Source organism: Halomonas sp. MS1, from assembly GCF_024182575.1.
Classification (GTDB): Bacteria; Pseudomonadota; Gammaproteobacteria; order Pseudomonadales; family Halomonadaceae; genus Vreelandella.
This window is the reverse complement of the sequence record NZ_CP098926.1, coordinates 2,094,885-2,119,327: the sequence shown is the minus strand read 5'-3', so window position 1 is coordinate 2,119,327 and position 24,443 is coordinate 2,094,885. Positions and strand designations below refer to the sequence as shown.

The window sequence follows — 24,443 nt, the reverse complement described above, 5'->3', positions numbered from 1 at the left end:
GTCACGTCGCCGCCTCCCGGTGGCGCAGGCCAGCCAGCACCGTGCTCATTAGCTGATCCAGCAGCTCATCCACCTTCAACTGCTGGCCTTGCCAATAGCCTAAGCGCTCGTTTAATCCAAGCTGCACCAAGCCGTGCACGCTCCCCCAGAGGGTGCGCCCAAGGCGTCGCGCTTCAAGATCATCCAATGCTGGCTGATACCGTTTCAACGAGGTCTCCACCTGCGTGAACAGCGCTTCAATAAGATCGCTCTGGCGCTGATCCAGCTCGCCTTCTTGGGCCAGTGGATAATCAAATAGCAACTGCCAGCGGTAGCAGCCTTGCTCAGCGAAGCGCCAATAAGCGAGCGCTAGCGAGCGCAGCCATGGCTCAGGATCATCTTCTGCCAGGCTAGTAATGGTATGCTGTAAGCGTGCCAACGTTTCAACGTTGACGTGCTGCAATAAGTTATTAAAGCTGCCATATAATTTAAGCAGCGTACTTGGCGCGCAGCCCACTTCTCTGGCCAGGGCACGCAGTGACAAACCATGGACTGGCTGCTTAGCCAACCACTCATCACAAGCGTGCATGACCTGCGCGTGGAGGGCATCGGGCGCATGCTGTCTAGGACGGGCCATGGCGATCTCTTAAGGTCAACGGCAAACAGGAAGAATGCCTCATCGCGCTTTAGCGTGAGCAAGGGATACGCTAGGATACCTTACATCGAACACTGTTTTCGACACTAAAACACGACATTTAACCTATTGTTGCGTTACCCCGCCATTTTGCACTCTCACGAGCCCCATTTCGCATAAGGAGACAGGCATGACGGGACGCCTTCACGTGCAGCGCCTCACGCTATCACGCCTTGTGCCCTCGCTGACTGATACTGAACCACTTATCGAATCGCCTAACTTAGCGCCCCGACAGCCTGTATCGGCAATACGACTTGAGCAGGGACGTTTGCGGCTTCAGCCATTATTTTGGGGGCTAACGCCTCCTTGGCTGAAAGTACTCGACCACGCGCCCCATTGCGCTAGAGCAGAAACGCTTAACCAACGTGCCATGTTTAACGAAGCGTTTAGCGCCCGCCGCTGTGTCATTCCAGTCAGCGGATTTTATATCTGGAAGATACAAGCACACAGCAAGCAACCCTATTTAGTGACCCACGTTAACCGAGGGCCACTATTACTGGGTGCTTTATGGTGCCGTTACCACACAACGCTCACCGCATTTACTGACTCGACGGCGCTAATCAGCGTACCTGCCAACGCCTGCCTTTCTTCACTGACTGACCGATTACCTGTCGTTATCCCTCCAGAAGCGTTAACGCGCTGGCTGGACCCGACGACCGACCTTGAAGCACTCAATGCGCTATTAATGCCTGCGCCATTGGAACTGTTGGGCGCTTTTCCGGTATCAAAACATGTTAATAATCCTGCCTATCAGTCATCATCCTGCGCCCACCCGGTAGGGCCGATGCTGCGCTGGGCTGTGCCATAGGAACCGTAATGTTACGATCTCATGAACCTCTGCCTAACCGTGACGCTGTACGGCAGGCCGTCATCGGCGTCGTGATTGGCGTCGCTTGGTGCACGCCTTTTTTCGCCTTCGCTCAAGACACCCCAGTGAAGGACGCCATCACGCCTATTGTCAGCCCATTTGACGAACGCGATTACCGCGTACTGACGCTGGAAAATGGCCTTCAAGCGCTGCTTGTTAGTGACCCAGAGGCCGATAAAGCCGCCGCCTCCATGAACGTTCGCGTAGGCAGCGCTCAAGACCCTGACGACCTGCAGGGGCTAGCCCACTTTTTAGAGCATATGCTGTTTTTAGGCACTGAACCGTACCCTCAGTCTGATGCCTATCAGCGCTACATTTCTGATAATGCGGGCTCCCACAATGCGTTTACTGCCCAACAAGACACCAACTATTTTTTTGATGTTGAGCCTTCGGCCTTGCCAGGCGCACTGGACCGCTTTAGCGAGTTTTTCCTTTCGCCGCTATTTAACGCCGACCATTTAGAAAGCGAGCGGAATATTGTCCACTCTGAGTACATGGCACGCATTCGTGATGAATCCCGCCGTGAAAACGATGTATTGAATCAGCTACTAAATCCTAGCAATCCCACGACGGGCTTTGCAGTAGGCAGCCGTGACACCCTTGCCAACCCAGCCGAGGGTGAAGCCACTCTCCGCGAGCGAGTGATTGATTTTTATCATCGCTACTACGATGCCAACGTCATGAATTTGGCCATTGTTGCCCCCCAGCCACTCGATACTCTTGAGGCATTAGTTGTCGAACGCTTTGCAAGTCTTCCCGACAATGACCTAAGCGTCCCCACCATTGACACGCCGCTGGTCGATTCAGACACGCTGCCCCGCTACATTGAGCGCCAGTCGCTACAGGATCGCCGCCAACTACGCTTCTATTTTCCGATTCCCGATCCTACCGATGAATACCGTACCAAGCCGACTCAGCTAATTTCTCACCTACTGGGCGATGAAGGCGACGGCAGCTTACTGGCAGCGCTACGCAAAGCGGGCCTTGCAGATGCACTTTCGGCGGGCGTGGGACGAGGTGACGGCAATGAGGCGCTCTTTGCGATCTCGATTAGCTTATCGCCAGCCGGGGCACAGCGACTGGACGATATTGAGGCCACACTATTTGCTGCCATTGAGCAGATACGCGAGGAAGGATTAGCCGAGTGGCGCTACGAGGAACAAAAAAACCTGAATGAACAAGCGTTCCGTTTTCAGCAGCATGGCGCACCACAGCAGGAAGCCACCCGCTTAGCCATGAGCCTTTCTCGTTATCCGGTGGATGATGTGCAGTATGCGCCTTACCGGATGGATGGCATGGATAGTGAGCGTCAGCAGCTGTATCTCGATGCACTGACCCCAGACAACATGCTGCGTTTCTACTCTGCGCCAGACGTAGAAAGCGATACCGTCTCGCCTTGGTTCAACACCCAATGGAAAGAGCAACCACCAACTCAGCCAGGGCAGGCGCTAGGAGGCCTAGCGTTACCGGAACCCAACCCCTTTATCGCCAATGACCTTACTCTCAAGACGGGACAAGATGAGCGCCCTGAAGTGTTGATTAATGCGCCTTCGTTTACCGCATGGCACATGCAAGATAGCCGCTTCAATACGCCAAGCGTTGAGTGGCGGGTAAGCCTCCAGCACCCCAGCGCCAGCTATTCAGCTGAAGAAGCGGTACTCACACGTCTCTTAGCGAGTTGGCTAAATGACAGCCTAAACGAGTCGTTATATCCAGCCTGGCTGGCTGGTCAATCGTTCAGCGCTTACGCTCACGGACGTGGTATGACGCTGTCATTTTCAGGCTGGCGCGATGGACAAACGCCACTGATAGAGCAGGCGATTAAGCAGCTTAAGCATGCCGACATTTCCCCTAGCGCTTTTGAACGTGTGCGCTATCAACTCCAGCGCGAGTGGCGCAACGCCCCCCAAGCATCGCTCTATGGCCAGGCAGGCCGTGCACTGGGCGAAGCACTACTGACCCCCCAATGGTCAGCGACTGAATTACTTGATGCCAGTCAGCGGTTAGAGCGCCACCACTTAGAAAACTTCCGCAAACGGTTTTTAGACGCGCTTTACATCGATGCAATGGCCGTTGGCAATTTGGATAAAGAGCTGGCTCGTGAGCAGGCCAATGTAATACGCGGCGCGTTATCACCACGTCTCACTCGTGAGGATATCCCTGCGCTTGAAGCACTACAGGTGAGCAATCAGCCTGAGGTGCTTCATCCACACAGCACCCGCGAAGAGTCTCTTGTGCTGCGTTATTTACAGGGTCGCGACACGTCCACTGAAGAGCAGGCGCGCCTCAGCGTATTGGCGCAATGGCTGGATACGCCCTTTTATCAGCAACTACGTACCGAGGAGCAGCTTGGCTATATTGTTAATGCGGGCTATTCCCCGCTGTTAGAGGCGCCGGGGATTGCCTTGGTAGTTCAGTCGCCGGATGTTGAGAGCAGCATGATCGCCGAGCGCATGGACGCCTTTATGGCGGCAGCGGGCGAGCGCCTGAATACGTTAACCGAGGAAGCGTTAGCACCGCATCGTCAGGCCGTTCATTCTCGCTTGACCCAGCGAGACACGAGCCTACAGGGCATGGCAAACCGCTACTGGCAAGCCACAGCACTGGAGGACGTGCACTTTGATCGCCGTGAACAACTCGCCACACTAGCGCTGGATGTTAGCGTACAAGAACTGCAGGCACTGTGGCCGACGCTTCAATCACACCAGTTAGATATTCGCTACAACCCTGGCGACTCACCCAGTGATATCGCCCCCTACCGAGAAGCACGCGTGCCGTTTACCGACGCACGCTAAGTGCTAATTAGCGAAACGAATTAGCTTAACGTTTTAGCTAGACTCACCAGCTCAGGCATCAAATGCCTGAGCTGGCATCATCGACTCAACGTACATCACCAACTCCTCTAACACTTGGCGCTCGCGATCCGATAGGGTCTGCTGGTTATAACGCTCTATCTCTCGCGCAAAGGCTTTCAGCGTAAAACCCGCCAAGGCTGGATCATTAATGCGCATCCAGCGAAACGCATCCCACTGCTCGCGCTCTTCGCCCTCCAACGTGTCTGGATAACTACGCGCACGGTAGCGAAACAACATTTCCTCCAGGCGAGGATCTTGAAAGACAAAGCGCTGGCCGACTAAATCCCAGGGATCCATTGCCAATGCTCGCTCCATTTGCTGGCGATCAGCCGCAGAGAAAAAGCTGCCGGAATAGAGCATTAGGTCAGGGTCTTGAGGCACATCTTCGTAGGCTGCGTTAAATACCTCAGCTACTTTTTGCGCCACGCCGCTGGCCTCTCGCAGCGTTTTCCAATGGCCGCGACAGGCATCAATATCAATCGTTAACCGCTCAATGATCGTGCCGTATTCGCCTTTGTGCGGACCATCCACATCTTTTAACGCCGTCGCTGGAAAGATGACTGGACAGCGATTAATGTGGATCACTTTCAGCGGTATACGCACTTCCCCCTCGGAAAGATCCTGCTGACTGACGAACACACGCTCTCTGATTTGCTCGGCACTCATGGTCAGCAAATCACTAGGATCAACGCTTAAATCGTAAACAATAACGCCATTAGGATTCGTCGGATGCTCAGCCAGTGGCATGACTAATGCGCTACAACCACGGCTGGCAGGGTAACGACGGGAGATATGCAAAAGCGGTTTAGCGCTGGGCAAGTCTAACTGTTTGGCCACTGCACGCTTACCACGCATGCCCAGTAAATAGTCGAATAATTTTGGGTTTTGGGCTTTTAACAACCGTGCCAACGCAATGGTGGCACGTACATCAGCTACCGCGTCATGAGCACCTTCATGGGCAATGCCATTGGCCGCCGTTAAGTGTTCAAGTTTGAAGCTAGGCGCACCATCTTCCCGCTGCGGCCACTCAATGCCGTCGGGGCGCAAGGCGTAAAACGCGCGCACCACATCAATCAAGTCCCAACGGGAATTGCCGTTTTGCCATTCGCGGGAATAAGGGTCAAGCAGGTTGCGATAAAACAAGTGGCGGGAGATTTCATCATCAAAGCGAAGGCTGTTATAGCCCACCACGCAAGTGCCTGGCTCACTCATAAAGCCTTGGACTTGGCGGGCAAACTCCCCCTCAGGCAAGCCTTTCCGCTGCGCTTTTTGCGGTGTAATACCGGTAATTAGGCAAGCCGCAGGGTGAGGCAGGTAGTCATCAGCAGGTTTGCAGTAGAGCTCTATCGGCTCACCGATTTCATTAAGCTCGGCGTCAGTGCGTAATGCGGCAAACTGAGCGGGCCGATCGCGACGCGGATCAGCACCAAATGTCTCATAGTCATGCCAGAGAAAACTGGCAGGGGCAGCATTAGGTGGCGCCATTGATGAAATCTCCTTGAGCGTAGCTTCCCGCCCACAAGCCAACGAGCCACTTGCCGAAGCGGGTACAAAAGCCCAAGCCTAGCATAACCGCAACGCCTCTCGCCGCCCCTCTTAGCGAATAGCCATGCTTAACGACTGGCTATGCTGCTTCCATATGGAAACGTCAACCTTTCGGCAGCGTAACGTTGAGCTCCAACACTGAGCAATTGTCTTCGCTATCAAGCGAAATTTGAATGGCATCATCATCGACCTGTACATAACGACGAATGACTTCCAACAGCTCGCGCTCGAGCAGCGGCATATAATCTGGCTGACCGCGCTGGCCGCGCTGATGCGCCACGATAATTTGCAAACGCTCCTTAGCCACCGAGGCGGATTTCTTGCGCTCACGCTTCAAGAACTCCAGCAATTTCATCGCCGACCACCCCCGAACATACGGTTCAACAATCCCTTACGCTGTACTTCATGAAAGCGCAGAGGCATATCTTCACCTAACAGGCGCGATACAGTATCTGAATACGCCTGACCTGCATCGCTCGCCGCATCGTGAGTAACGGGAACCCCCTGGTTCGATGCACGTAATACCGCTTCGGATTCAGGGATTAAGCCAAGCAAATCAATAGACAAGATTTCACGAATATCATCAAGGGTCAGCATGTCCCCAGACGTTACGCGAGAGGGGTTATAGCGCGTAATCAGCAGATGCTCTTTAACAGGATCTAAGCTTTGTTCAGCGCGCCGCGTCTTGGAGCCAAGCAATCCCAAAATGCGGTCAGAGTCACGCACTGAGGAAACTTCAGGATTCGTGACAACAATCGCTTCATCAGCGAAGTACATAGCGAGTTGAGCCCCCCTCTCGATTCCTGCGGGGGAGTCACACAAGATAAAATCAAAATCTTGTTTGAGCTGCTCAAGGATTCGCTCTACGCCGTCCTGCGTCAGTGCATCTTTATCACGCGTTTGAGAGGCTGGAAGAATAAATAAGTTTTCAACGCGTTTATCGCGAATCAGCGCTTGGTTAAGCCCTGCTTCCCCTTGGATAACGTTTACCAAGTCATAAACAACGCGGCGCTCACAGCCCATGATCAGGTCGAGGTTACGTAGACCAACATCGAAATCAATGACGACTGTTTTTTTACCGCGCAGGGCAAGTCCTGTTGAAATAGCGGCAGCGCTGGTGGTCTTACCAACCCCCCCTTTACCGGAGGTCACTACAATAATTTTGGCCAAGAGTTACTTCCTTCTTGAAGTCGTTCATCGCGAGCGCGTTTAAAGGGTCGCACTGCGCATAACGGGAACATCAATGTCAACAACATGACATACTGTAACGTATAGCGCTTGCGACGTCGCTAGGCATTAAGCACCAACACACGCTCATGCGTTTGAATTAACCCAGCGGCTTAATTTCCAGCTGCTCTTTAGCGAAATGCACCTCTGTGGCACGGCCAAGCAACTGTGAATCAATATCTTCTAACCGTTTGTAATTGCCTGCCACAGAAAGAAGCTCTGCTTCTAATTCTCGACAGTAAATACCCGCCTGGGTATTGCCATGAATACCCGCCAAGGCACGTCCGCGAAGCGCTCCGTAGACGTGGATACTGCCAGCCGCCAGGACTTCAGCGCCCGCATTTACTGCCCCAATCACCACTAGATCGCCTTCTGATGCGCTTACCTGCTGGCCAGAGCGCACCGTACCGCGAAATAAGCGTGTTGCTACCGCAACCACTTCCTGGTCGGCAGCTTCCACCTCGTCTATGGCGTCATCAGAGGTAGCAGTAGTATCAACGCTCTCTAATAGCCTAGACCGCCCTTCTTCAACAGGGGCAAACCAGCCTAGCCCTAATGCCCAGGCAGATTGACGTACTGGCTCAGCTCCGCCACGTACGGCTACCGGCAGTAATTTATGATCGCGACATACCGCGCAAATGCGCTCAAGCGCCAAGTGAGGTTCATCGAGTTTTTCCACGCTCAGCACAACCGGTGTATGCTGAAAGAACGCGGGGGATTGCGACAACTTGCCAGCTAGCTGACTTCGTATGTGTTCCGGGTCAGCACTGCTCAATTCCATGACGGTCATTGGCAGCATGCCACCTTTAAAGGTGAAGGCAATGTCGGCACTGTTGGCGTTGAGGCTCATGGCCGAACTCCATGTCATGTTCAGGTAAGATAAAGGTAGCGCAATCTCGCGCTGGGTGTTGTGAAGAAGTATTAATCATCACTGCGCCTACAGCAAAGCTAAGCGACAGCGCCGATGACTGCAACTATCTGTCATCGGTAGTTGATTTTTTTTCACGCTACGCACCTCTCTGCAGGATGATCCATGCACGGACTGTTAAGACGCCTGTTCGCTCCTCGGTGGCAGCACCCTGATCCCGAGGTGCGTCTCAAGGCACTCGACCAGCTTGACCCTCAACAACCAGAACAGCAACAAGCGCTGAAGCAATTAGCACAGGATAACGAGAGTAACATCCAGCTTGCTGCTCTACTGGCCCTTGATGACTTAGCGGAGCTTGTCAATGCGCTTCCAGAGCATCGTCAAGACGAGGCTTGGTTTAACGCAGCTTGCCAGCGCTTATGTGGCTCACAGGGCCATACCGACCTGCAAAAACGGCAGGCTATCGTGTCAGAGCTATCGGAGCCTCGGTTGCTCAACGCCATTGCACTTCAGGGAGATAATCTTAACCTGAGGCTCACTGCGTTAGAGCAATTAACCGTTGAAAGCGACCTCGTCCACCAAGCCTGCCATAACGGCGTGGCAGCGGTGCGCCATCAAGCGGCTCAACGAATTGAAAGTGAAGAGAGCCTCAAAAAACTATTAAAAGAAGCGCGTCGTGACCGCCAGGTCATTCGTCTAGCGCGAGAAAAGCTCACCCAACTGCGCAATGATGCTGAGTGGCTAGCGGATCAGCAAGCCCAGCGTGAGCATCTGCTTAAACAGTTAGAACAGCACGCCGGGGCTCCCTGGGAGCCGCTGTATGGTGGTCGTTTCCGTCATTTGGAGCGTGAGTGGCAAAGCCTTTCCCACCCGCCCAGCGTGACGCAAGAGCAGCGTTTTCATCAGGCAGCGCTTAGCTGCCGAAAAACACTGCATCATCATGAAACGCAAGAACAAGCGCGCCAGCAGAGCATTGCTCATCGCGAAGAGATTGAACGAACTCGCGCTCAACTGCTTGAAGGCCTTGAAGAAACGTTAGAGGGCCTGACACATGCAGAGCAGCTAACAGTTCAGGATATCGATAGCCTACGGGCCCAACGCCAACTGCTCGGCCAGCGCTGGCAATCTCTGTCAGATCAGCACCCGCCTGGTGAGAACGTTCAACAACGCTATAGCCAAGCACTGAAACGCTATGAAGCATGCATGGAAGCATGGCAGCGCTGGCAAGCCATCAGCGCAGATATAGAAACGGCCATTGCCAACCAAGATAATGTGGCCATTGCCAAGTACGTTAAGCAGTGCGCTTGGCCTAAGCACATAACGCCTCCCGAGCTACTCAAGCATGCACAAGCGTTAAAAGATGCTGACGTTTCTACCAAACCCACCCCTACCGCATCACTTAACGCGCTTAGCGCCGACGTGGATAACTTTGAACACTTGTTAGAGCGTGGTGCCTTTAAAAGTGCCAGCCGCCTCTATCAACGCCTCAAACCCTCCATCGACGAACTGATAGGGGAAGAAGCCAAGCCGCTAAAAGCACGCGTGAAACAGCTAGGCGCACGGTTAGCAGAACTACGCGATTGGCGCGGTTTTGTGGCCGGCCCTAAACGCGAGCAACTCTGCGCTAGCATCGATGCGCTGGCTGACGATCAACACATGGCAGACGTTGCTCTAGATCGCCATCATCGTCAGTTGGTAAAAGAGTGGAAATCGCTCGGTGATGCCGCTGCTAACCGCGAACAGTCGGCACGCTTTCGCGCGGCTTCTGATCGCATTCACGAGCGTTTGGCTCCCTGGCGAGAACAGCTTAATCAAGAGCGTGACGCCAACCTTAAAGGCCGTGAAGCACTCTGCGAACAACTTGAAACGTTACTTGATCAGCCAGCAGAGGATGCCGATCCCGATGTATTGCGCGAGATCCGTGATAAAGCCCGCCACCAGTGGCGTCACTACTCTCCAGTTCCTCGGGATCAATCAGAAACCGTTGGCCGTCGTTTTGGGGCTATCCGTCATCGCCTTCAGGCGCTTATTGACCAGCGAGCGGAGCAGATCGCTAGTCAAAAGCGCCTGCTTATCGAACAAGCGAAAAACTTACAGGATGACCACGAGTCACCCTTAGCCGCCCGCATAGCGAGCACAAAGCAGCTACAGCAGCAGTGGCGCGCGCTGGGTCGTGCTCCAAAAGGCGAAGAACAAGCCCTATGGAAAGCCTTTCGTCATACTTGCGATCAGCTCTTTGCTCAGCGTGACGCTCACAAGCATGAGCAGGCAACTCGCCAACAACAGAAGCTCGATCAGCTGCAAACATTAATTGACGAAATGGATAGCTGGCAGCCGACGCAAGCCAAAGAGTCCACCACCCTTGAGTCCTACCTCGAAAGCATTAGCCAGCTTGAGCCGTTGCCGCGTAATCGGCGTAGTGACGGCATGCAGAAACGCCTTAGCGGCATTGTAAGAGCTAAGCGTGAGCGCTTAAGCCGCCTGGAAATTGCGCATACTGTGCAGCAGTGGCACAGCGCCTTACCGCTGGTAAATGCGCATATCGCCGCAGACCAACAAGCGCTAGCAGGCGAAGAGCCACAAGCAATTGATGCGAAAGAGGTATTGAGTGGGGAGCTGCCTGCTATTTTTATTGAGGCTCATCAGCAGCGCAATCATGCGCGGCTAACCTCTTCCACTCCCCTCTCAGCCGAAAAACTTACTGAGCTAGAAGATGGGCTGGCTCGTCTGAGAGTGCATTTGTCTTTGCTAGCGTTAGGTAGCGTCAAGCAGCGTGATGAACCTCTCCGCCTGGCGATTCAAGTAGAACGGCTAAATGAAGGGATCAATAACGAACGTAGCCGACCGGATGAGATCAGCGGCATATTAGCAGCACTTATGGCGCTTGGCCCCATGCCTAACCAATTGTGGCGCAAGGAAGCAGAAGAGTTTGATAACCTTTTTAGTCGCCTAGCGCGAGTGCCTCACCCTTAAGTTCTCTATATAAGTGTTACACCCCAGCAATGGCAACGGGAGGCGAATAGCCTCCCGTTTGCGCTTTACTGTAATTGAATTAATCAGCTAATCATGTTGGGCGATTAGCCCATAAACTGCCCGCCGTTAATATCAATATTGGCGCCAGTAATAAAGCCTGACTCTTTATCTGCCAGGAACGTTACCAAGCGACCGATCTCCTCCGGAGTACCGTAACGCTTTACTGGAATGGTTTCTCGAATGGCCTCACGCACCTGCTCGGGAATTTTCATGATCATATCGGTGGCAATGTAGCCGGGCGACACGGTATTCACCGTAATACCTTTGGTTGCCGTTTCTTGCGCCAGCGACATGGTCAACCCATGCATACCTGCTTTGGCAGCCGCATAGTTCACTTGCCCAAATTGGCCTTTACGGCCATTGATAGAAGAAATATTGATGATGCGACCGTAGCCCTGCTCCAGCATCATTTCAATAACGCTGCGGCACGTGTTGAAGACGCTATTAAGGTTGGTATCGATTACTTGATACCACTGCTCATAGGACATCTTCTTCATGGTGCCATCGCGAGTGATGCCAGCACAGTTAACTAACACGCTGATAGGCCCATATTTTTCTTGGATTTCGCGAGCACCTTCTAGGCAGGCATTGTGGTCGGAAAGATCGACACCCGATAACGCGATGTTGTCGTAACCAGCGGCTTGCTGGGTTTCCAGCCAGGTTTTGGCTTTCTCAGGATTGTGATATCCCGCGACTACCAAATAACCCGCATCCGCCAATGAATGGCAAATTGACGTTCCGATTCCACCAGTTCCACCTGTTACCCAGGCGACGGGGGCTTGATTGGTCATTGACTACCTCCCTGATATGACAAACGGCTTGGACGCTAAGCATTATGGTGATGTCGCAAGCCATTCTTAATAAGCGCCGTAGCGCCTCAGCATTCACAGCACGTCGTATTGTTAGTTGGACGACATACCGACAGTAAGCTTTTTGTTATCCCTATTGGAAGCATAGCTTTACTCTTCCAATGTTGCAGCACGATGAAGGTCGTGCCTAACAATATAAGCGTTTTATGCAGGGGGTTGACTTCACGCTAAAAATGCGTAGAATACGCCACACGTTGATGCGGGGTGGAGCAGTCTGGTAGCTCGTCGGGCTCATAACCCGAAGGTCATCGGTTCAAATCCGGTCCCCGCTACCAATATTTCGAAAGGCAGATCAGTTACTTGCTGATCTGCCTTTTTTGTTGTCTGTCATTCCAAAAAGCGCTGTGCCCAAATTGTGCCCACTCCGTGCCCATTTTTTTAAAATGCCTATCGGCGGGTAAAAAAGTTGTGATTCAGGCACCGAGCAGCTTTTCATTTTCACTCCCACCGAGTTAAGGTTCTGGGCTGGGCTCCTTGATATGAGTAACCAACTGCTCGATCTCACAATCAAAGTAATAGCATAGCTTGTCTAGATTATCGGTCACTGTGCTATTGATCTTACCCAGCACCAGTGGACACTGGCTTAAGCGACCATTCGAGATTCAAAGACCTCAGGACTGATCATCCCTATAGCACTGTGCCGCCGTTGCTTGTTGTAATCGAGTTCGATGTATTCAAACACCTGACGCCTCATGTCGCTTCGCGTTTTAAATTGCTCTCCATGGATCGCTTCAACCTTGAGGCTATGGAAGAAGCTTTCGGCACATGCATTATCATAACAGTTACCTTTGGCGCTTATGCTGCACTTAAGCTCATTCCGGGTAAGCAGCGATTGGTAAAGCGTGGAACAGTACTGGCTGCCTCGGACGCCCTTCTAAGTTTCAAGTGGCGATTTGCGTCTGGTTGATCTCCCGATGACAGCTGCGCAGCACATAATAGAGCTCCCGGGCAATATAGCGTTTCAGGCATCAGATGGTTTCCAGCTTGGAGTGGCCCTCTCTCACCCGCCGGGCAATGTATGCCTGAGTATCGGCATCCAGGCGTAGCCGCCCGATGGCGATGATATACAGCGCACTATTGGCGGCGCGATCGCCACCCCGGTTGAGTCGGTGTCGCTGCGTCTTACCTGACGAGACAGGAATAGGACTAACGCCACATAGCGCCGCAAGGCTGGCTTCTGAGCCAAGGCGGTCCGGATTGTCGTCTGCCGTGATCAGTAGCTGTGCGGCCGTCTCGTAGCCTACTGCCGTTCGCGACACCAACTTTGGTGCCAGCTCATCGACGATAGCCTTGATCATGACGTCCAAATCGGCAATCTCGTCGTGCAGTTCTAGGTAGCGGCGCGCGAGGGATTTCAGGGCGGTGCGGTAAGCCATCGTGACATCCCGGTACCCGTTCAAATCGAGTCGCCATGCCGCCAGTGTCCGAAGCAACTGCATTCGCGTCATGTTCCTCAACAGATCGCGCAGTTCCTCTGGCGCCGAGACCACTTGAATCACATGCTTCGACGAGGCGAAACCTCGCCGCCAGTGCTCCCGGGGCACCGACAGGTCCAGGGAAAGACACACTACCCGGGTCGATCGGAAGACCCGGGAGCCCTCACGGCACCAGGTCTTCAGAATAGATCGATTACTATAAGTGCCGGATCAACCCAGAAACACCTGGCGCCTTGTAGTCTTACTATCCGAGTGGACAATGACGCCTTTGGGCCTTTTGCGTTTCCATAGCTCCATCTGTAGCGAGTCACAGACAAGATCGGCCGTCATACGCTCACTCATTGCCCAACCGACCACTTTACGAGAGTAAAGATCAATGAGTCCTGCTAGGTAAAGCCAGCCTTCGCTCGTCGCCAAATAGGTGATATCACTCACCCACTTTTGATTGGGAGCTGAGGCCGTGAAGTTTTGCTCTAGTAGATTCGGTGCCACCGGCAGCGAATGCCGAGAGTTTGTAGTGGCCTTGAACTTACGGGCTGCTTTAGCGCGCAAGCCTTGTCGCTGTAAGTTGGCAGCCACCGTCTTACGGTTAATCGGCATTCCAACGTCCCGCAGATCGAGGGCCAGTCTCGGAGCGCCTGAGCGCCCTTTACGTTGGTGGTAAGATAATGGCTTGCTGACAGAGCTTTGGCGATGATGCCCCCTTGCGCTGTTGCCAAGCGTAGTAGCCACATCTAGCGACACCTATCACTTGGCACATACGCTGAATACTGAAGGCGTAGCGATGACGATGGATAAAGGCGTACTTCACTTCAGGCTTCTCGCAAAGTACACCGCGGCCTTTTTTGTGATGGTGACCCGTCCTGAATAGAGTTGACACGTTCTTGTCCTTATTTTGGGAGAGCGTGATGAGTCAACGAGTTAAGCGCACACAGAAAGACTACACTCTGGCCTTTAAACAGGCCGTGGTAGATCAAGTGGAGCTCGGTGAGATGACCTATAAGCAGGCGCAGAGTCGTTACGGTATTCAAGGTCGCTCAACGGTACTAAAGTGGTTACGTCGATATGGCCATCAGGACTGGCGTCCCTGTGCCACACAGCACTCTAGAAGGAGTCCCGACATGCCTCGGCCACTTACCCCTGAACAGCGGATCAAAGAGCTTGAAGAGAAGTTGCGGCTTGCTGAGCAAAAGGCTCAGTTCTTCGAAGCGGTTGTTGAGGTGATGGAGAAGGATTTTGGGGTGTCTGTAAAAAAGCAGCCAGGCAAGTCCTCACGCAAGAACGTGTTGCCGGATTAACCATTAGCAGGGTATGCCACCTTCTAGGTATCAGTCGCCAGGCTTGGTATCAGGCCAAAAAAGCGCAGCAGTCGCGAGAAGCCCGGGAGCAGCGAATCGTCGACTTTGTTCGAGACATACGACTTACTCAGCCCCGACTGGGCACCCGCAAGCTGCATCATCTGCTGCACCGCCAGGCCGATCAAGAGTTGCACGTGGGACGAGATCAGCTCTTTCAGGTACTTCGTGCACGGCGTCTGCTGGTGCCCATACGACGAGCTTATCATAAGACGACTCACAGCCATCATCGCTTCCGGCGACATCCGAACTTACTCAAGCCAGGCCCCGAGCAGGTGGTCGCCTGCCGTCCTAATCAGGTCTGGGTCGCTGACATTACCTATCTACCGACGCGTCACGGGATGAGCTATTTAAGTCTGGTCACCGACGCTTACTCCCGCAAAATTGTCGGTCATCACGTCCATGAGAGCTTACGTAGCCAGGACGTCGAGCAAGCCTTACGCAACGCTCTACGCCAACGGCCAGGAAGCGAGCCGTTAATCCACCACTCGGATCGAGGCATCCAATACTGCTGTGACAGCTATCAGAAGATACATCGCCAGTACGGTATCCAGTGCTCAATGACAGACGGTTATGACTGTTATCAAAATGCCCTAGCGGAGCGTATCAACGGGATACTGAAGACTGAATTTATCTTGATTCAGCCAGGAAATGTTGATCAAGCGCGTACGATGGTGAATGAGTCCGTGAGATTTATAACAGTCAGCGGCCGCACTTGGCGCTTAAATACAAAACGCCCAATGCAGTGCACTGGGCGTTTGAGATGAAATAAGTGTCAATCTATTTCAGGACTAGACATGGCCAGCTCTTCGTTGGCTTCGGCTAACTGGCGCTTCAAGCGAGCGTTTTCTTCTGCCAACGACTGCTCTCGTTCAGAGGTGTCTTGCTGAAGCTGGGCTTTAGAGCGCCACTGATAAAGCTGGCTCGTATGCATGCCCAGTTCACGAGCCGCTGCTGTAACGCCAATGCGATCAGCTAGCGCTAATGCTTCTTGACGGTAGGCATCTGAGTAACGGGTATAAGATTTTTTCTTCATTAGTGTTGTCGATCTTGCCATGATGCACCTCATCGTAGCGTATTACATTCTAGAGGTGTCCACTGTTACTGGGCAGGATCAGTTAGAGCGTTTACAAAACGACAGGCACCTTATTGCTAAATTAGACAATAGCACTTCAAACTTCAGCTCTTTGATCATTTCACCACATACTAGTAGCTGATAGCTTATTCGTGCTCAAATATAGCACCCTAAAGAAAGGAACGCGTTAGTACATCTCGGCACAAAATATCAATTTTCTTCTTAAACGACAAAACCCCACAAGAAGTGGAGTTTGTCAGCAATTTGAAGCCATTAACTGGCCTCTTTTACTCAGTATTTCACTAAGAAGTGTCAAGTCTGGCTAAAGTACGTTTTTGTAAACCACTCCCCCTTTCATAATCAGCAGGAGCTGCTCATCCGGCTGAGTCAGAACATTAATATCATCCAAAGGATTGTCCTTGAGCACGATAATGTCTCCTCTCGCACCTGGAATAATCTCTCCAAAATCACCGGTGTGACCATAGGCGTCGGCGGCGTGACTTGTCGCTGCACGAATCAGCTCATCGGTGGGCACCACGTCCTTACGCAAATTAAACTCGTTAAGCTGATGGCGCTGCATCCGGCCAAGCAGATCAGATCCATAAAGCATTTTAACGCCGTAACGCTGAGCCATTTCTAGCGCTTTACCGCCAGAATCCAGCACATCATAAACCTTGCGTTGTAGATGCTCAGCCATACCCGCCTCTACACCTTCCTTCGCTAGGGCATCGTAGGTGCAGAGGGTCGGAGTAAGATAAGCGTCGTACTCAAGGAATAGCCGACAGCTCTCCTCGTCCATGAGGTTGCCGTGTTCTATCGTCTTGACGCCTCGCGGGATTAGCCGGTTGATAGCGCGCGCCGTGTAAGCATGCGCCATGGTATGAATATTGGCGGCGGTGGCTTCTTCCACAATGGCATCAATTTCCTCAAGCGAAAATTGAGTGCTGTCGATACGGTCAGTCGGTGAAGAAACGCCGCCCGAGGCCATAATTTTAATCTGGGTGGCCCCCTTTCGAATTTCATCTCGAGCGGCCCGGCGTACTTCGCTGACACCATCGCAAACGCGACCTAGTCCCGCGCAGCAGAAGCAGCCCTCAAAAGTTTGCTGCCCTGGACCGCGCATGTCGGCGTGACCGCCAGTCTGGGAAAGTGCATTCCCGGCGTACATGATGCGCGGGCCGACCAAAGCGCCTTCGTCTACCGCTTTGGCTAGACCGTAATCTGCACCGCCAGCGTCGCGCACGGTCGTGAATCCGCGCATCAACATAGCTTCCAGCAGCTCGCTTGATTTGGCACCGACATAGAAAGGCGAAAGCGTCTCAAGCAGAGCAAAATTGGGTGTAATTGCCGTGACGTGCACATGTGAATCAACCAAACCGGGCATCAAGAAGTGGCCCTGAATATCGATGACCTGATCATCACTACCCTCTAGCGGCGAATCGCTCACATCGGTGATACGACCATCCTGAATGCGCACCTGCTGGTTCGCGAGTACTTTTCCGTTGCGCGTGTCGATGACGTTGGCATTAATTAAACGTGTCTTTGTCATGAGGGTTCCTTGTGGGTATTTCATGTGAGAGAGGCGTTAAAACATTTTTTGAGGGAGGTAGAGCGAAAGCGCTGGAATCAGCACGATCAACAACAGGGCAACAATATCCATGACGATGAACCAGGCAACGCCCTTAAAGACTTCAGACAGGGTGACGCTATTGCCCAGGGCACCTTTGATGACATACACATTGAGCCCGATAGGCGGAGTGACCAGCCCCACTTCCAGCAGCTTGACGACGATGATCCCGAACCAGATCAGGTTAAGGTCAGCGCCCTCTACTAAGGGCAGGATTAAAGGTAGAGTGAGCAGGAGTAGACCAATTGAGTCGATAAACATACCCAGAACGAGATAGATCAGTGCAACCGCGAGAATGATCCACCAGGTCTCAGTGCTGACGCCAAGAATCAACTCGGAAAAAGCGGCGGGTACGCCACTCATGGCTAGAAAACGGGTGAAAAACAGCGACCCGATGAGAATAATGAAGATGCTGGCCGTGCTCACCGCCGTGCTAACCAGCGCTTCACGAATGGCCGCAAAGGTTAGCGTGCGCCGCGTAAATGCGATCAGAGCAGCAATGGTTGTACCCACGGCCCCCGCCTCGGTAGGCGAGAAAATACCCATAAAAATCCCGCCCAGCACGGAGCCGATCAGCAGCGGCAACGGCCAGATATGCTTAAAGGCATCCCATTTTTCGCCCCAGCTAGAGCGCACATCAGCGTTGCCCGCCAGGCTGGGATTCAGCTTGGTGCGCACCATAATCATGGCGATGTAGAGCAGTGCTGAAAGTACACCGGGAATGAATCCCGCCATAAACAGCTGCCCCACCGACACCTGGGCATAAACGCCATAGAGTACCAACAAAACGCTTGGGGGAATCAGCGAGCCGAGTGTTCCAGATGCGGCGACGGTACCGGTGGCCAAACCCTTGTCGTAGCTATGCTTTAGCATTTCGGGCACAGCAATACGCGACATGGCCGCCGATGTTGCGACGCTAGAACCCGAAGCGGCGGCAAAGAAGGCAGAGGCCATGACACTGGAAACAGCCAGACCGCCAGGCAGGCGCGCCAGATAAAGGCGCATGGCATGAAACAGACCTTGGGTCATATTCGTGCTGGTACACAAATAGCCCATGAACAGGAACATAGGTGCAGCGGTCAGCTCCCAGGTACCCGCAAAGTCAAACGGAGTGGCTGAAACCATCCCCCAGGCCACACGCATGCTGGTCATTTCACCAATGCCAATAATTGACACCAAACCTAGCGCAACTCCGATTGGCACGCGCAAGGCTATCAGGGCCAAGGCGATGGCAATGCCTGCCACACCTATCTCGATATTACTCATTAGGAAACTCCTACAGGGCTTGGCGTTGTTGCAGCGCCTTAATCATGTTGGCGAGGATGGCCAAGCACATAGCAGCAAAGCCAACCGGTAACGCCCAGCGACTGGGCCAAAGGTAGAAAGTGAAGTTGGCCATGGCCGTTTCCGTTCGAACCGTAGCGCGCACTGCATCTAGATAGCTCTGGTAACAGAGCATGCCGAAATAGAGGAGCCCAAGGGTACTGGCGAACAGGTAAAGCGTCAGTTGGGCAATAGGTGGAAGCCTTCCCACCAGTACATCCACGCTGATGTGTTCCCGCTGAAGCTCTACATAGGCGAGTGGCAGAAAGACGACGGCTACCATGTAGTAAAAAGAGACAAACTCCAGGGTGCCGGTAAATGACTTTCCGAATAAGTAGCGCAGCCCTACATCAAGTGAGACATGCAGTGCCATAAGCACCAGAAATAACGCTGCCAGCACCATGGCACTTTTGGCGATCCACTGGCTCAACGACTCTACGTATTTGGCAATCATGCGGGCTCACTCCTATTCGCATCCGAGGCAGAAAACCCCAGTTCCAGCAGCGTCTCTTTCCAGAACAGCAGCATATCGCGGTAGAGTTCAGGGTCATCACGCCAAATGCTTTGCGCCCCCATACCCCGCATCATGCACAAAGTGGCATTCAGGGCGACGCGATTCTGGTGTGACGTATGGCTGGAACTGGCGACCAACTGCTCCCAAATTTGCTCCAGAGAGTCATTGAAATTAGCTGCCAACGGCACTAACACTTTCATGATGTCAGGGTCGGTGCGTGCATTAGTGAGATATTCCAGGGTCACCATATAAAGGTCGCCCTTGAAGTGCTCATGCAGTGCTTTAAGCAAGCTGTCAAAATTAAGCTCACCCGCTCTAACCTTAACGGCCATCTCTCTGACGCTTTCCACTTCGCGACTTAGCAAGTCCTCAAGCGCCGCCTGCATCAATAAGGTCTTGGATGGATAATGGTGAACTAGAGCACCCCGAGAAACACCCGCCAGACGTGCGACATCCACCGTTGACGTAGCACGAATGCCCTTCTCAAGAATGCACTCGATAGTCGCTTGCGTCACCCGAGCCTGGGTTTGGCGTGAGCGTTCTTCTTGATTCTGTCGCTTCGTCATAGCGAACCCTTATTTGGCTGAGGCCGCCTCAATGAGGCGGCCTCAGTATTGCCTATTAATAGATTCCGTAGTCAGCAGGAAGCTTATTGTAGATCTCTTCCATGGCCAGTTCGGCCAGAGCCTTTTCGTCTTCGCGATCAACTTCGCTGATTAAGGCATCCCACTTCTCGTAAGTCGCGATAAAATCATCAATCAGCGCTTCTGGGTCTTCAACACCGTACTCATCACGGGCCTTATCGTAGACATTGGCCAAGGCCTCATCGCGGAAAGCCTCCACAGATGCCATCAGATCCTCTTCAGGCTGGTAGATGTTGTTGCCATGGGCAGCGGCTTCTTCCAATGCGGTTTCAGAAGCGTTGAGGAACTGGACAATCATGCGTGTCATTGCGTTGGCCGTCGCTTCTTTAAAGACATCGCGCTCTTCATCGCTGAGGCTAACCCAAAAGCCCGAGTTGAAGCCCCACTGAGGGCCAGACCAATACATGCCAGTGGGCAGCAGCGTCGTGTACTCGGCGACTTCCCAAAGAGACCGATCGATCAAGTCATTAGGCGCATTCGTTGCACAATCTAATGATCCCCGATCAAGACCGCTGTACATCTCACTGGAAGGCACATTAACCGGTGTTCCACCTGCTTGTTCGACCCAGGCAGAAACAGTCGAGCCTGCGGTACGAATACGCTTACCACGTAGCTCGTCAAGATTGCGGACTGGCTCGCGGCAGAACAGCACATAGGAAGGCGTGTTATAGGCGCCCAGGTAGACAATATCCAGTTCCTCCCACTCGGCTAGCTGAATGGGATTATTAAGGCTGAAGTCTGTCACCGCCAGAATTCCAACCAGCGGGTCGTCATAGTTAAAGCCTAACTCCTGAACGGCATTCGCTACCGGCATTTCAGAAGGCGTGTAAATAGCCGCGTGGTGAGCAACCTGAACCACGTTATCCTGGATACCCTGCAGGTTAGCGCGTGGCGCCAGCAGGACGGTGCCGGTATAAACCTCGGGTTGCAGTTCACCGTTTGAGAGCTCCTTGACCATTTCAGCCCACTCGATATAACCGTAACGAGAGTGGGGGTGTTGCTGGTCGTAAAACGAATTGGCAATAAAGGAGGTTGCAGCATGGGCCGAAGAAGCAACAACAGGCAAGACCAGCGCTCCAACGGCGAGTGTCAGCGTATTACGAGTGAAGTTCATATAGTTTCCCGGACCGATTTAATCGGCTGTTTTTTCTGTTGTATTGTTTCATATTGTTGACACGTCACCCGATGTGGCGCGTGCACATAATTCAATCTAGACTTCTAATAACAAAAAAACAAGCAGGTCTGTTTGTTTTTAACATGACCAGTTCCGCGGATAAAGGTTAAGTAATGAAAGTAAAGGAAAACCCCACTCGACTTGATATAGCGGGCACCTGGCAAGGGATTCGCATGATGCTGCCTTTGGCGGTTTTTACGATCGCGTTTGGATTAGCGTTTGGCGTAGCCTCTGTGCACCACGGATTGGCCGGTTGGGAGGCGATGTTAATGAGTCTGTTTGTCTTCGCAGCGCCTTCGCAATTTGCGGCCCTAGAGATGTGGCATTCGCCTCTGCCGCTGCTTGCGCTGGCAGCCGTCACACTCGCAATTCATACCCGACATATGCTAATGAGTGCGGCGCTCTACCCCTGGCTCAAGGTGTTACCTCAACGCCAACAATTCGCGATGGTGATTCTGCTGACCGATTCCAACTGGGCAATGGCACTGGGAGAGTATCAGCGCGGCGAGCGAAACCTGGGCATTCTGCTAGGTGGCGGCATAGCGCTGTGGGGGGCCTGGGTCGGTGGCACTGCAATAGGTCTAGCCTTCGGTGGGGGCATTACCGAGCCTGAACGCTTCGGCCTTGATGTGATCATGCTGTGCTTTCTGCTGATGATCGTTGTCGGTGGAACCCCACGAGTAGCAATGGCCCTACCCTGGCTGGCAGCAGCGGCGAGTGCATTAATGGCGTACTGGTGGCTGCCGCCTTATCTCCATGTGATGGTAGGCGCAATTACCGGGGGCGTGGTGGCCGTATCGCTGCCTGGACGATTGTTCAGGGAAAGCGCCTCATGAGTTCATCATTAGTGTGGCAGTCGTTGATAGCCATCATGCTAATGGTAGTCATTGCTTATGGCTCCAGAGTGGTGGGGCTGCTAATCATGTCACATGTGCCGCTAGGACCACGCGTGCGACGATTCGTCGATGCCATGTCTAGTTCAGTCCTGATTGCCGTTATTACGCCTATCATCGTTCATGGTGACGGCGGCGTTCGGCTCGCGGCACTTGCAGCGGGTACGGTTGCGGTAGCATTTAGAAGCCCGCTGGTATCGATTGCTATGGGCATGCTTTGCGCTGCGGGTTGGCGCTGGTGGGTTGGGTAATATCGTGCGAAAACGGTGGAATTGAAAACCCCAGCGAGCGCATGTGCGAAACAGGCAGTATGCTCGCATTAGCGACCACGTAGCCGTTGCCGGCACCTACCAAGGCAACAGATGGATAGCATCGTTATCGGCATTGAGCAAACCATTAGAATGCCTCTTTACATCGAGCGTTTGAGCGATGCCCCCCATTCTCAATAGCATCCGTGTTTAGCGCCTGAAGTTACTTTATCGTTTTTTAACGCTAGTTGCTCGGCATCGGCGGAAGGCGTTAACCCACCCAGTTCCTTCTTCGGTCGTTCCTCGTTATATTCCCGCCGCCGCCTCGATGATTACCCTCGCGTGATGCAGGCTGGTGAACCAGCGCTCATTCAGGCATTCATCACGGAAGCGCCCGTTGAACAATTCGATATAGGCGTTTTGATTGGGTTTTCCAGGTTCGATTAAAAAAAGGTAACGCCACGTAGATGAGTCCACGCCAGCATGGCGCGCCCACAGAATTCCTTACCATTATCTGTATGAATGGCGTTGAGTAGCCCACGGTGTACAGCCAGCTGATCCAGAATCCGTGTTAAAGATAGCCCACCAATGGCAAGTTCAGGCACGATTGCCACGGCTTCATGGGTAGCGTCTTCGACAACAATGAGATTCTTAATCACGCGTCCCCCTGCCGTTCGATCAAACACAAAATCCATTGACCAAACCTAGTTAGCGGCACAAGGTCGGCCCAGGGGCTTTCGCTCTGAGGTAGGCACCTTCTTACGCTTACGGCGTTTTACCTACAACCGAGCCGCCGCGTAGAGACGCTCAACGCGCTTATGATTGACCCGCTCACCGGCTTGACGAAGCTTCAGGTAAATCATGCCAGCGCCATAGCGACGATGCCGATGAGCCAAGGCAACAGTGCGTTCACGCAATGCCTCTTGCGGCCAGGAGTCGATTGATAGCGCAATGCACTGGCACTCATACGGATGACACGGAGTGTTCGGCGCTCACTTAGGCCACGTGACACCATAAAGCGCACCACGCCTCGGCGTGCAGGGGCGCTCACGGCTTTTTCTCAGCGCCTCGCGAGTGACCTCCATCTCCAGTGGCGACTCCGCGAGCAGCTTTTTCAAGCGCCCATTTTCAGCTTCGAGTTCTTTGAGCCGCTTGGCATCGGGCACGCTCATGCCACCAAACTTGCTGCGCCAAAGGTAATAGTTGGGCCGTGCCAACGACATCGCTCTTTGATAGGGAGCCCTGCTTTGGCTTCGCCCAGGAACCCTATGATCTGTTCTTCGCTGAAACGCTTTCTCATGCCCGATCTCCTTACACATAGGATCGGACTCTAAAGTGTAGCGCTATTCAATCTGGAGGTTTTCGATGGAAACATCATATACCTAACGACTGAAGAGCTTGCCCAGCGGATTAAGTACGACTTCCGCACCATTCGTCAGCAGTTAAAAGATAGCGTTCTTATTGGGGACACTCACTACATAAAGCCATTTGGGCGGCGGAAGATTCTGTTTCTCCGGGAAGCGGTCGAACACGAAATGCTGAAGACTACTCATGGCAGACTCTTTATTCCTATGGAAAACGGAGGATTCAGCCATGGGTACCCGTCAACGTAAAGAGACAGGCAAGCTCTATCTGGACTTTTTCGGCCAAGGCTTGCGGCTGCGCGAACAAACTGCGATTAAAGAAACGCTGGCCAATCAAAAAAACACCCATCGCCTGCACTTACTGACGGCATTCAGCAACTTACTGATGAGTGATAAATACCTGTAGGAGTAGGGTTAATTTGCCTATTCCCCACTCAATGAGCGAGAGACAGGCAAAGAACGGCAGAAAAGTGTCTGAATTTTTCGTTTTCTATCAGCTCACGTGAGATTTGACAAATATAGGTAGTTACTCAGAACTCTCTTAGTAACTTTAACCATTAATAGACCGTGACTAACGGTAACAAGTAGATTGGCGGTGAAATATAGCCATCTCCAGACTCATTAAAACTATGAGTCATTATTATAAATGCTATTTCTGTATCAGAGGCAGCCCGGCCCCACTGATAGTTCAACCGCAGATTCCTTAAATCCACCTATATAAGAATTGCTTGTTTTCTGACTCATAACACACACTTCAGTGGATAAACAATCTTATCTGCGCCAGCGTGTCCGGGAAACTATAGCCACTTCAGCCCGCCGAATGGCCACCGTTGAGCAGATTTTCGCCATACT

At 52.8% G+C, this 24,443-nt stretch carries 22 protein-coding genes, 1 tRNA gene and 6 pseudogenes; 8 read left to right on the top strand and 21 right to left on the bottom strand.

Features of this window, described 5'->3' with window-relative positions; all coding sequences use genetic code 11:
• Window position 1: 1 nt before the first annotated feature.
• The gene (locus tag NF683_RS09605) at window positions 2-616 is read right to left on the bottom strand and encodes a TetR/AcrR family transcriptional regulator (RefSeq protein WP_038480958.1); all 615 of its coding nucleotides are present in this window, start codon (window positions 614-616) and stop codon (window positions 2-4) included.
• Between the two features lie 187 nt (window positions 617-803).
• Here NF683_RS09605 and NF683_RS09600 point away from each other — a divergent pair, with 187 nt between their 5' ends.
• On the top strand, window positions 804-1,481 hold the full coding sequence (locus tag NF683_RS09600) for an SOS response-associated peptidase (protein WP_089039271.1): 678 nt from the start codon (window positions 804-806) through the stop codon (window positions 1,479-1,481).
• Window positions 1,482-1,489: 8 nt separating this feature from the next.
• The gene (locus NF683_RS09595) at window positions 1,490-4,336 is read left to right on the top strand and encodes an insulinase family protein (protein WP_253921799.1); all 2,847 of its coding nucleotides are present in this window, start codon (window positions 1,490-1,492) and stop codon (window positions 4,334-4,336) included.
• A gap of 51 nt (window positions 4,337-4,387) precedes the next feature.
• Here the strand turns inward: NF683_RS09595 and sbcB are convergent, their stop codons facing one another.
• The 4 genes from sbcB to minC form a co-directional block, all read right to left on the bottom strand.
• Window positions 4,388-5,881, bottom strand: coding sequence for an exodeoxyribonuclease I (gene sbcB, locus NF683_RS09590; RefSeq protein WP_253921798.1), 1,494 nt, complete (start codon window positions 5,879-5,881; stop codon window positions 4,388-4,390).
• Between the two features lie 163 nt (window positions 5,882-6,044).
• A complete protein-coding gene (gene minE, locus NF683_RS09585) occupies window positions 6,045-6,296 on the bottom strand; it encodes a cell division topological specificity factor MinE (RefSeq protein ID WP_038480946.1) in 252 nt (83 codons plus the stop codon).
• Complete coding sequence (minD, locus tag NF683_RS09580) at window positions 6,293-7,111, bottom strand: septum site-determining protein MinD (protein WP_089039274.1); 819 nt, start codon at window positions 7,109-7,111, stop codon at window positions 6,293-6,295. The genes minE and minD overlap by 4 nt, the downstream gene beginning before the upstream one ends.
• Before the next feature lie 157 nt (window positions 7,112-7,268).
• A complete protein-coding gene (minC, locus tag NF683_RS09575; protein ID WP_089039275.1) occupies window positions 7,269-8,018 on the bottom strand; it encodes a septum site-determining protein MinC in 750 nt (249 codons plus the stop codon).
• A gap of 183 nt (window positions 8,019-8,201) precedes the next feature.
• Between minC and NF683_RS09570 the strand changes: the two genes are divergently transcribed.
• Complete coding sequence (locus NF683_RS09570; protein ID WP_089039276.1) at window positions 8,202-11,009, top strand: DUF349 domain-containing protein; 2,808 nt, start codon at window positions 8,202-8,204, stop codon at window positions 11,007-11,009.
• Between the two features lie 104 nt (window positions 11,010-11,113).
• Here the strand turns inward: NF683_RS09570 and phbB are convergent, their stop codons facing one another.
• Window positions 11,114-11,860: an acetoacetyl-CoA reductase gene (gene phbB, locus NF683_RS09565; RefSeq protein ID WP_089039277.1), complete on the bottom strand. Its 747-nt coding sequence runs from the start codon at window positions 11,858-11,860 to the stop codon at window positions 11,114-11,116.
• 276 nt (window positions 11,861-12,136) lie between these two features.
• Here phbB and NF683_RS09560 point away from each other — a divergent pair.
• Window positions 12,137-12,213 (top strand) — tRNA-Met (locus tag NF683_RS09560).
• 177 nt (window positions 12,214-12,390) lie between these two features.
• Here NF683_RS09560 and NF683_RS21425 read toward each other — a convergent pair.
• The 5 genes and pseudogenes from NF683_RS21425 to NF683_RS21420 all read right to left on the bottom strand — a co-directional run bounded on the left by NF683_RS21425 (window position 12,391) and on the right by NF683_RS21420 (window position 14,254).
• Window positions 12,391-12,483, bottom strand: a complete 93-nt coding sequence (locus NF683_RS21425) for a helix-turn-helix domain-containing protein (protein ID WP_198361360.1) — start codon at window positions 12,481-12,483, stop codon at window positions 12,391-12,393.
• A 38-nt stretch (window positions 12,484-12,521) separates the two neighbouring features.
• A pseudogene (locus NF683_RS09555) lies at window positions 12,522-12,803 on the bottom strand (IS3 family transposase); the annotation flags it as partial.
• Window positions 12,804-12,819: 16 nt separating this feature from the next.
• Window positions 12,820-13,428 (bottom strand): annotated as a pseudogene (locus NF683_RS09550) (transposase); the annotation flags it as partial.
• A gap of 192 nt (window positions 13,429-13,620) precedes the next feature.
• A pseudogene (locus tag NF683_RS09545) lies at window positions 13,621-14,025 on the bottom strand (IS3 family transposase); the annotation flags it as partial.
• Complete coding sequence (locus tag NF683_RS21420) at window positions 14,024-14,254, bottom strand: hypothetical protein (protein WP_446718669.1); 231 nt, start codon at window positions 14,252-14,254, stop codon at window positions 14,024-14,026. The pseudogene NF683_RS09545 and the gene NF683_RS21420, both read right to left, overlap by 2 nt.
• A 28-nt stretch (window positions 14,255-14,282) precedes the next feature.
• Between NF683_RS21420 and NF683_RS09540 the strand changes: the two are divergent.
• Window positions 14,283-15,501: pseudogene (locus NF683_RS09540) on the top strand (IS3 family transposase).
• Between the two features lie 24 nt (window positions 15,502-15,525).
• On the opposite strand, the pseudogene NF683_RS09535 reads toward NF683_RS09540, so the two are convergent.
• From NF683_RS09535 to NF683_RS09510, 6 genes and pseudogenes are all read right to left on the bottom strand, one after another.
• A pseudogene (locus tag NF683_RS09535) lies at window positions 15,526-15,786 on the bottom strand (transposase); the annotation flags it as partial.
• A 340-nt stretch (window positions 15,787-16,126) separates the two neighbouring features.
• Window positions 16,127-17,353 (bottom strand): metal-dependent hydrolase family protein, encoded by a 1,227-nt coding sequence (locus NF683_RS09530; RefSeq protein WP_089039279.1) that lies wholly within the window; start codon window positions 17,351-17,353, stop codon window positions 16,127-16,129.
• Window positions 17,354-17,389: 36 nt separating this feature from the next.
• Window positions 17,390-18,697: a TRAP transporter large permease gene (locus NF683_RS09525; RefSeq protein WP_089039280.1), complete on the bottom strand. Its 1,308-nt coding sequence runs from the start codon at window positions 18,695-18,697 to the stop codon at window positions 17,390-17,392.
• Window positions 18,698-18,707: 10 nt separating this feature from the next.
• Window positions 18,708-19,208, bottom strand: coding sequence for a TRAP transporter small permease (locus NF683_RS09520; RefSeq protein ID WP_089039281.1), 501 nt, complete (start codon window positions 19,206-19,208; stop codon window positions 18,708-18,710).
• On the bottom strand, window positions 19,205-19,834 hold the full coding sequence (locus NF683_RS09515; RefSeq protein WP_089039282.1) for a TetR/AcrR family transcriptional regulator: 630 nt from the start codon (window positions 19,832-19,834) through the stop codon (window positions 19,205-19,207). The genes NF683_RS09520 and NF683_RS09515 overlap by 4 nt, the downstream gene beginning before the upstream one ends.
• A 55-nt stretch (window positions 19,835-19,889) precedes the next feature.
• Window positions 19,890-21,026: a C4-dicarboxylate TRAP transporter substrate-binding protein gene (locus NF683_RS09510; RefSeq protein WP_089039283.1), complete on the bottom strand. Its 1,137-nt coding sequence runs from the start codon at window positions 21,024-21,026 to the stop codon at window positions 19,890-19,892.
• Between the two features lie 173 nt (window positions 21,027-21,199).
• Between NF683_RS09510 and NF683_RS09505 the strand changes: the two genes are divergently transcribed.
• Both NF683_RS09505 and NF683_RS09500 read left to right on the top strand, forming a co-directional pair.
• Entirely contained in the window at window positions 21,200-21,922 is a 723-nt protein-coding gene (locus NF683_RS09505) for an AzlC family ABC transporter permease (RefSeq protein WP_089039284.1), read from the top strand.
• Window positions 21,919-22,230, top strand: coding sequence for an AzlD family protein (locus NF683_RS09500; RefSeq protein WP_089039285.1), 312 nt, complete (start codon window positions 21,919-21,921; stop codon window positions 22,228-22,230). The genes NF683_RS09505 and NF683_RS09500 overlap by 4 nt, the downstream gene beginning before the upstream one ends.
• A 303-nt stretch (window positions 22,231-22,533) precedes the next feature.
• On the opposite strand, the gene NF683_RS21375 is transcribed toward NF683_RS09500, so the two are convergent.
• The 4 genes and pseudogenes from NF683_RS21375 to NF683_RS21360 all read right to left on the bottom strand — a co-directional run bounded on the left by NF683_RS21375 (window position 22,534) and on the right by NF683_RS21360 (window position 23,527).
• A complete protein-coding gene (locus NF683_RS21375; RefSeq protein WP_342760373.1) occupies window positions 22,534-22,704 on the bottom strand; it encodes a transposase in 171 nt (56 codons plus the stop codon).
• Window positions 22,671-22,886, bottom strand: coding sequence for a transposase family protein (locus tag NF683_RS21370; RefSeq protein WP_342760372.1), 216 nt, complete (start codon window positions 22,884-22,886; stop codon window positions 22,671-22,673). The genes NF683_RS21375 and NF683_RS21370 overlap by 34 nt, the downstream gene beginning before the upstream one ends.
• Window positions 22,887-23,006: 120 nt before the next feature.
• Window positions 23,007-23,144: an IS3 family transposase gene (locus tag NF683_RS21365; RefSeq protein WP_342760371.1), complete on the bottom strand. Its 138-nt coding sequence runs from the start codon at window positions 23,142-23,144 to the stop codon at window positions 23,007-23,009.
• A 75-nt stretch (window positions 23,145-23,219) separates the two neighbouring features.
• A pseudogene (locus NF683_RS21360) lies at window positions 23,220-23,527 on the bottom strand (transposase).
• Between the two features lie 293 nt (window positions 23,528-23,820).
• On the opposite strand from NF683_RS21360, the gene NF683_RS09490 reads away from it, so the two are divergent.
• Window positions 23,821-23,997 carry an Arm DNA-binding domain-containing protein gene (locus NF683_RS09490; protein WP_232471379.1) on the top strand — a complete coding sequence of 59 codons (177 nt, stop codon included), beginning with the start codon at window positions 23,821-23,823 and terminating at the stop codon, window positions 23,995-23,997.
• Window positions 23,998-24,443: the final 446 nt, after the last annotated feature.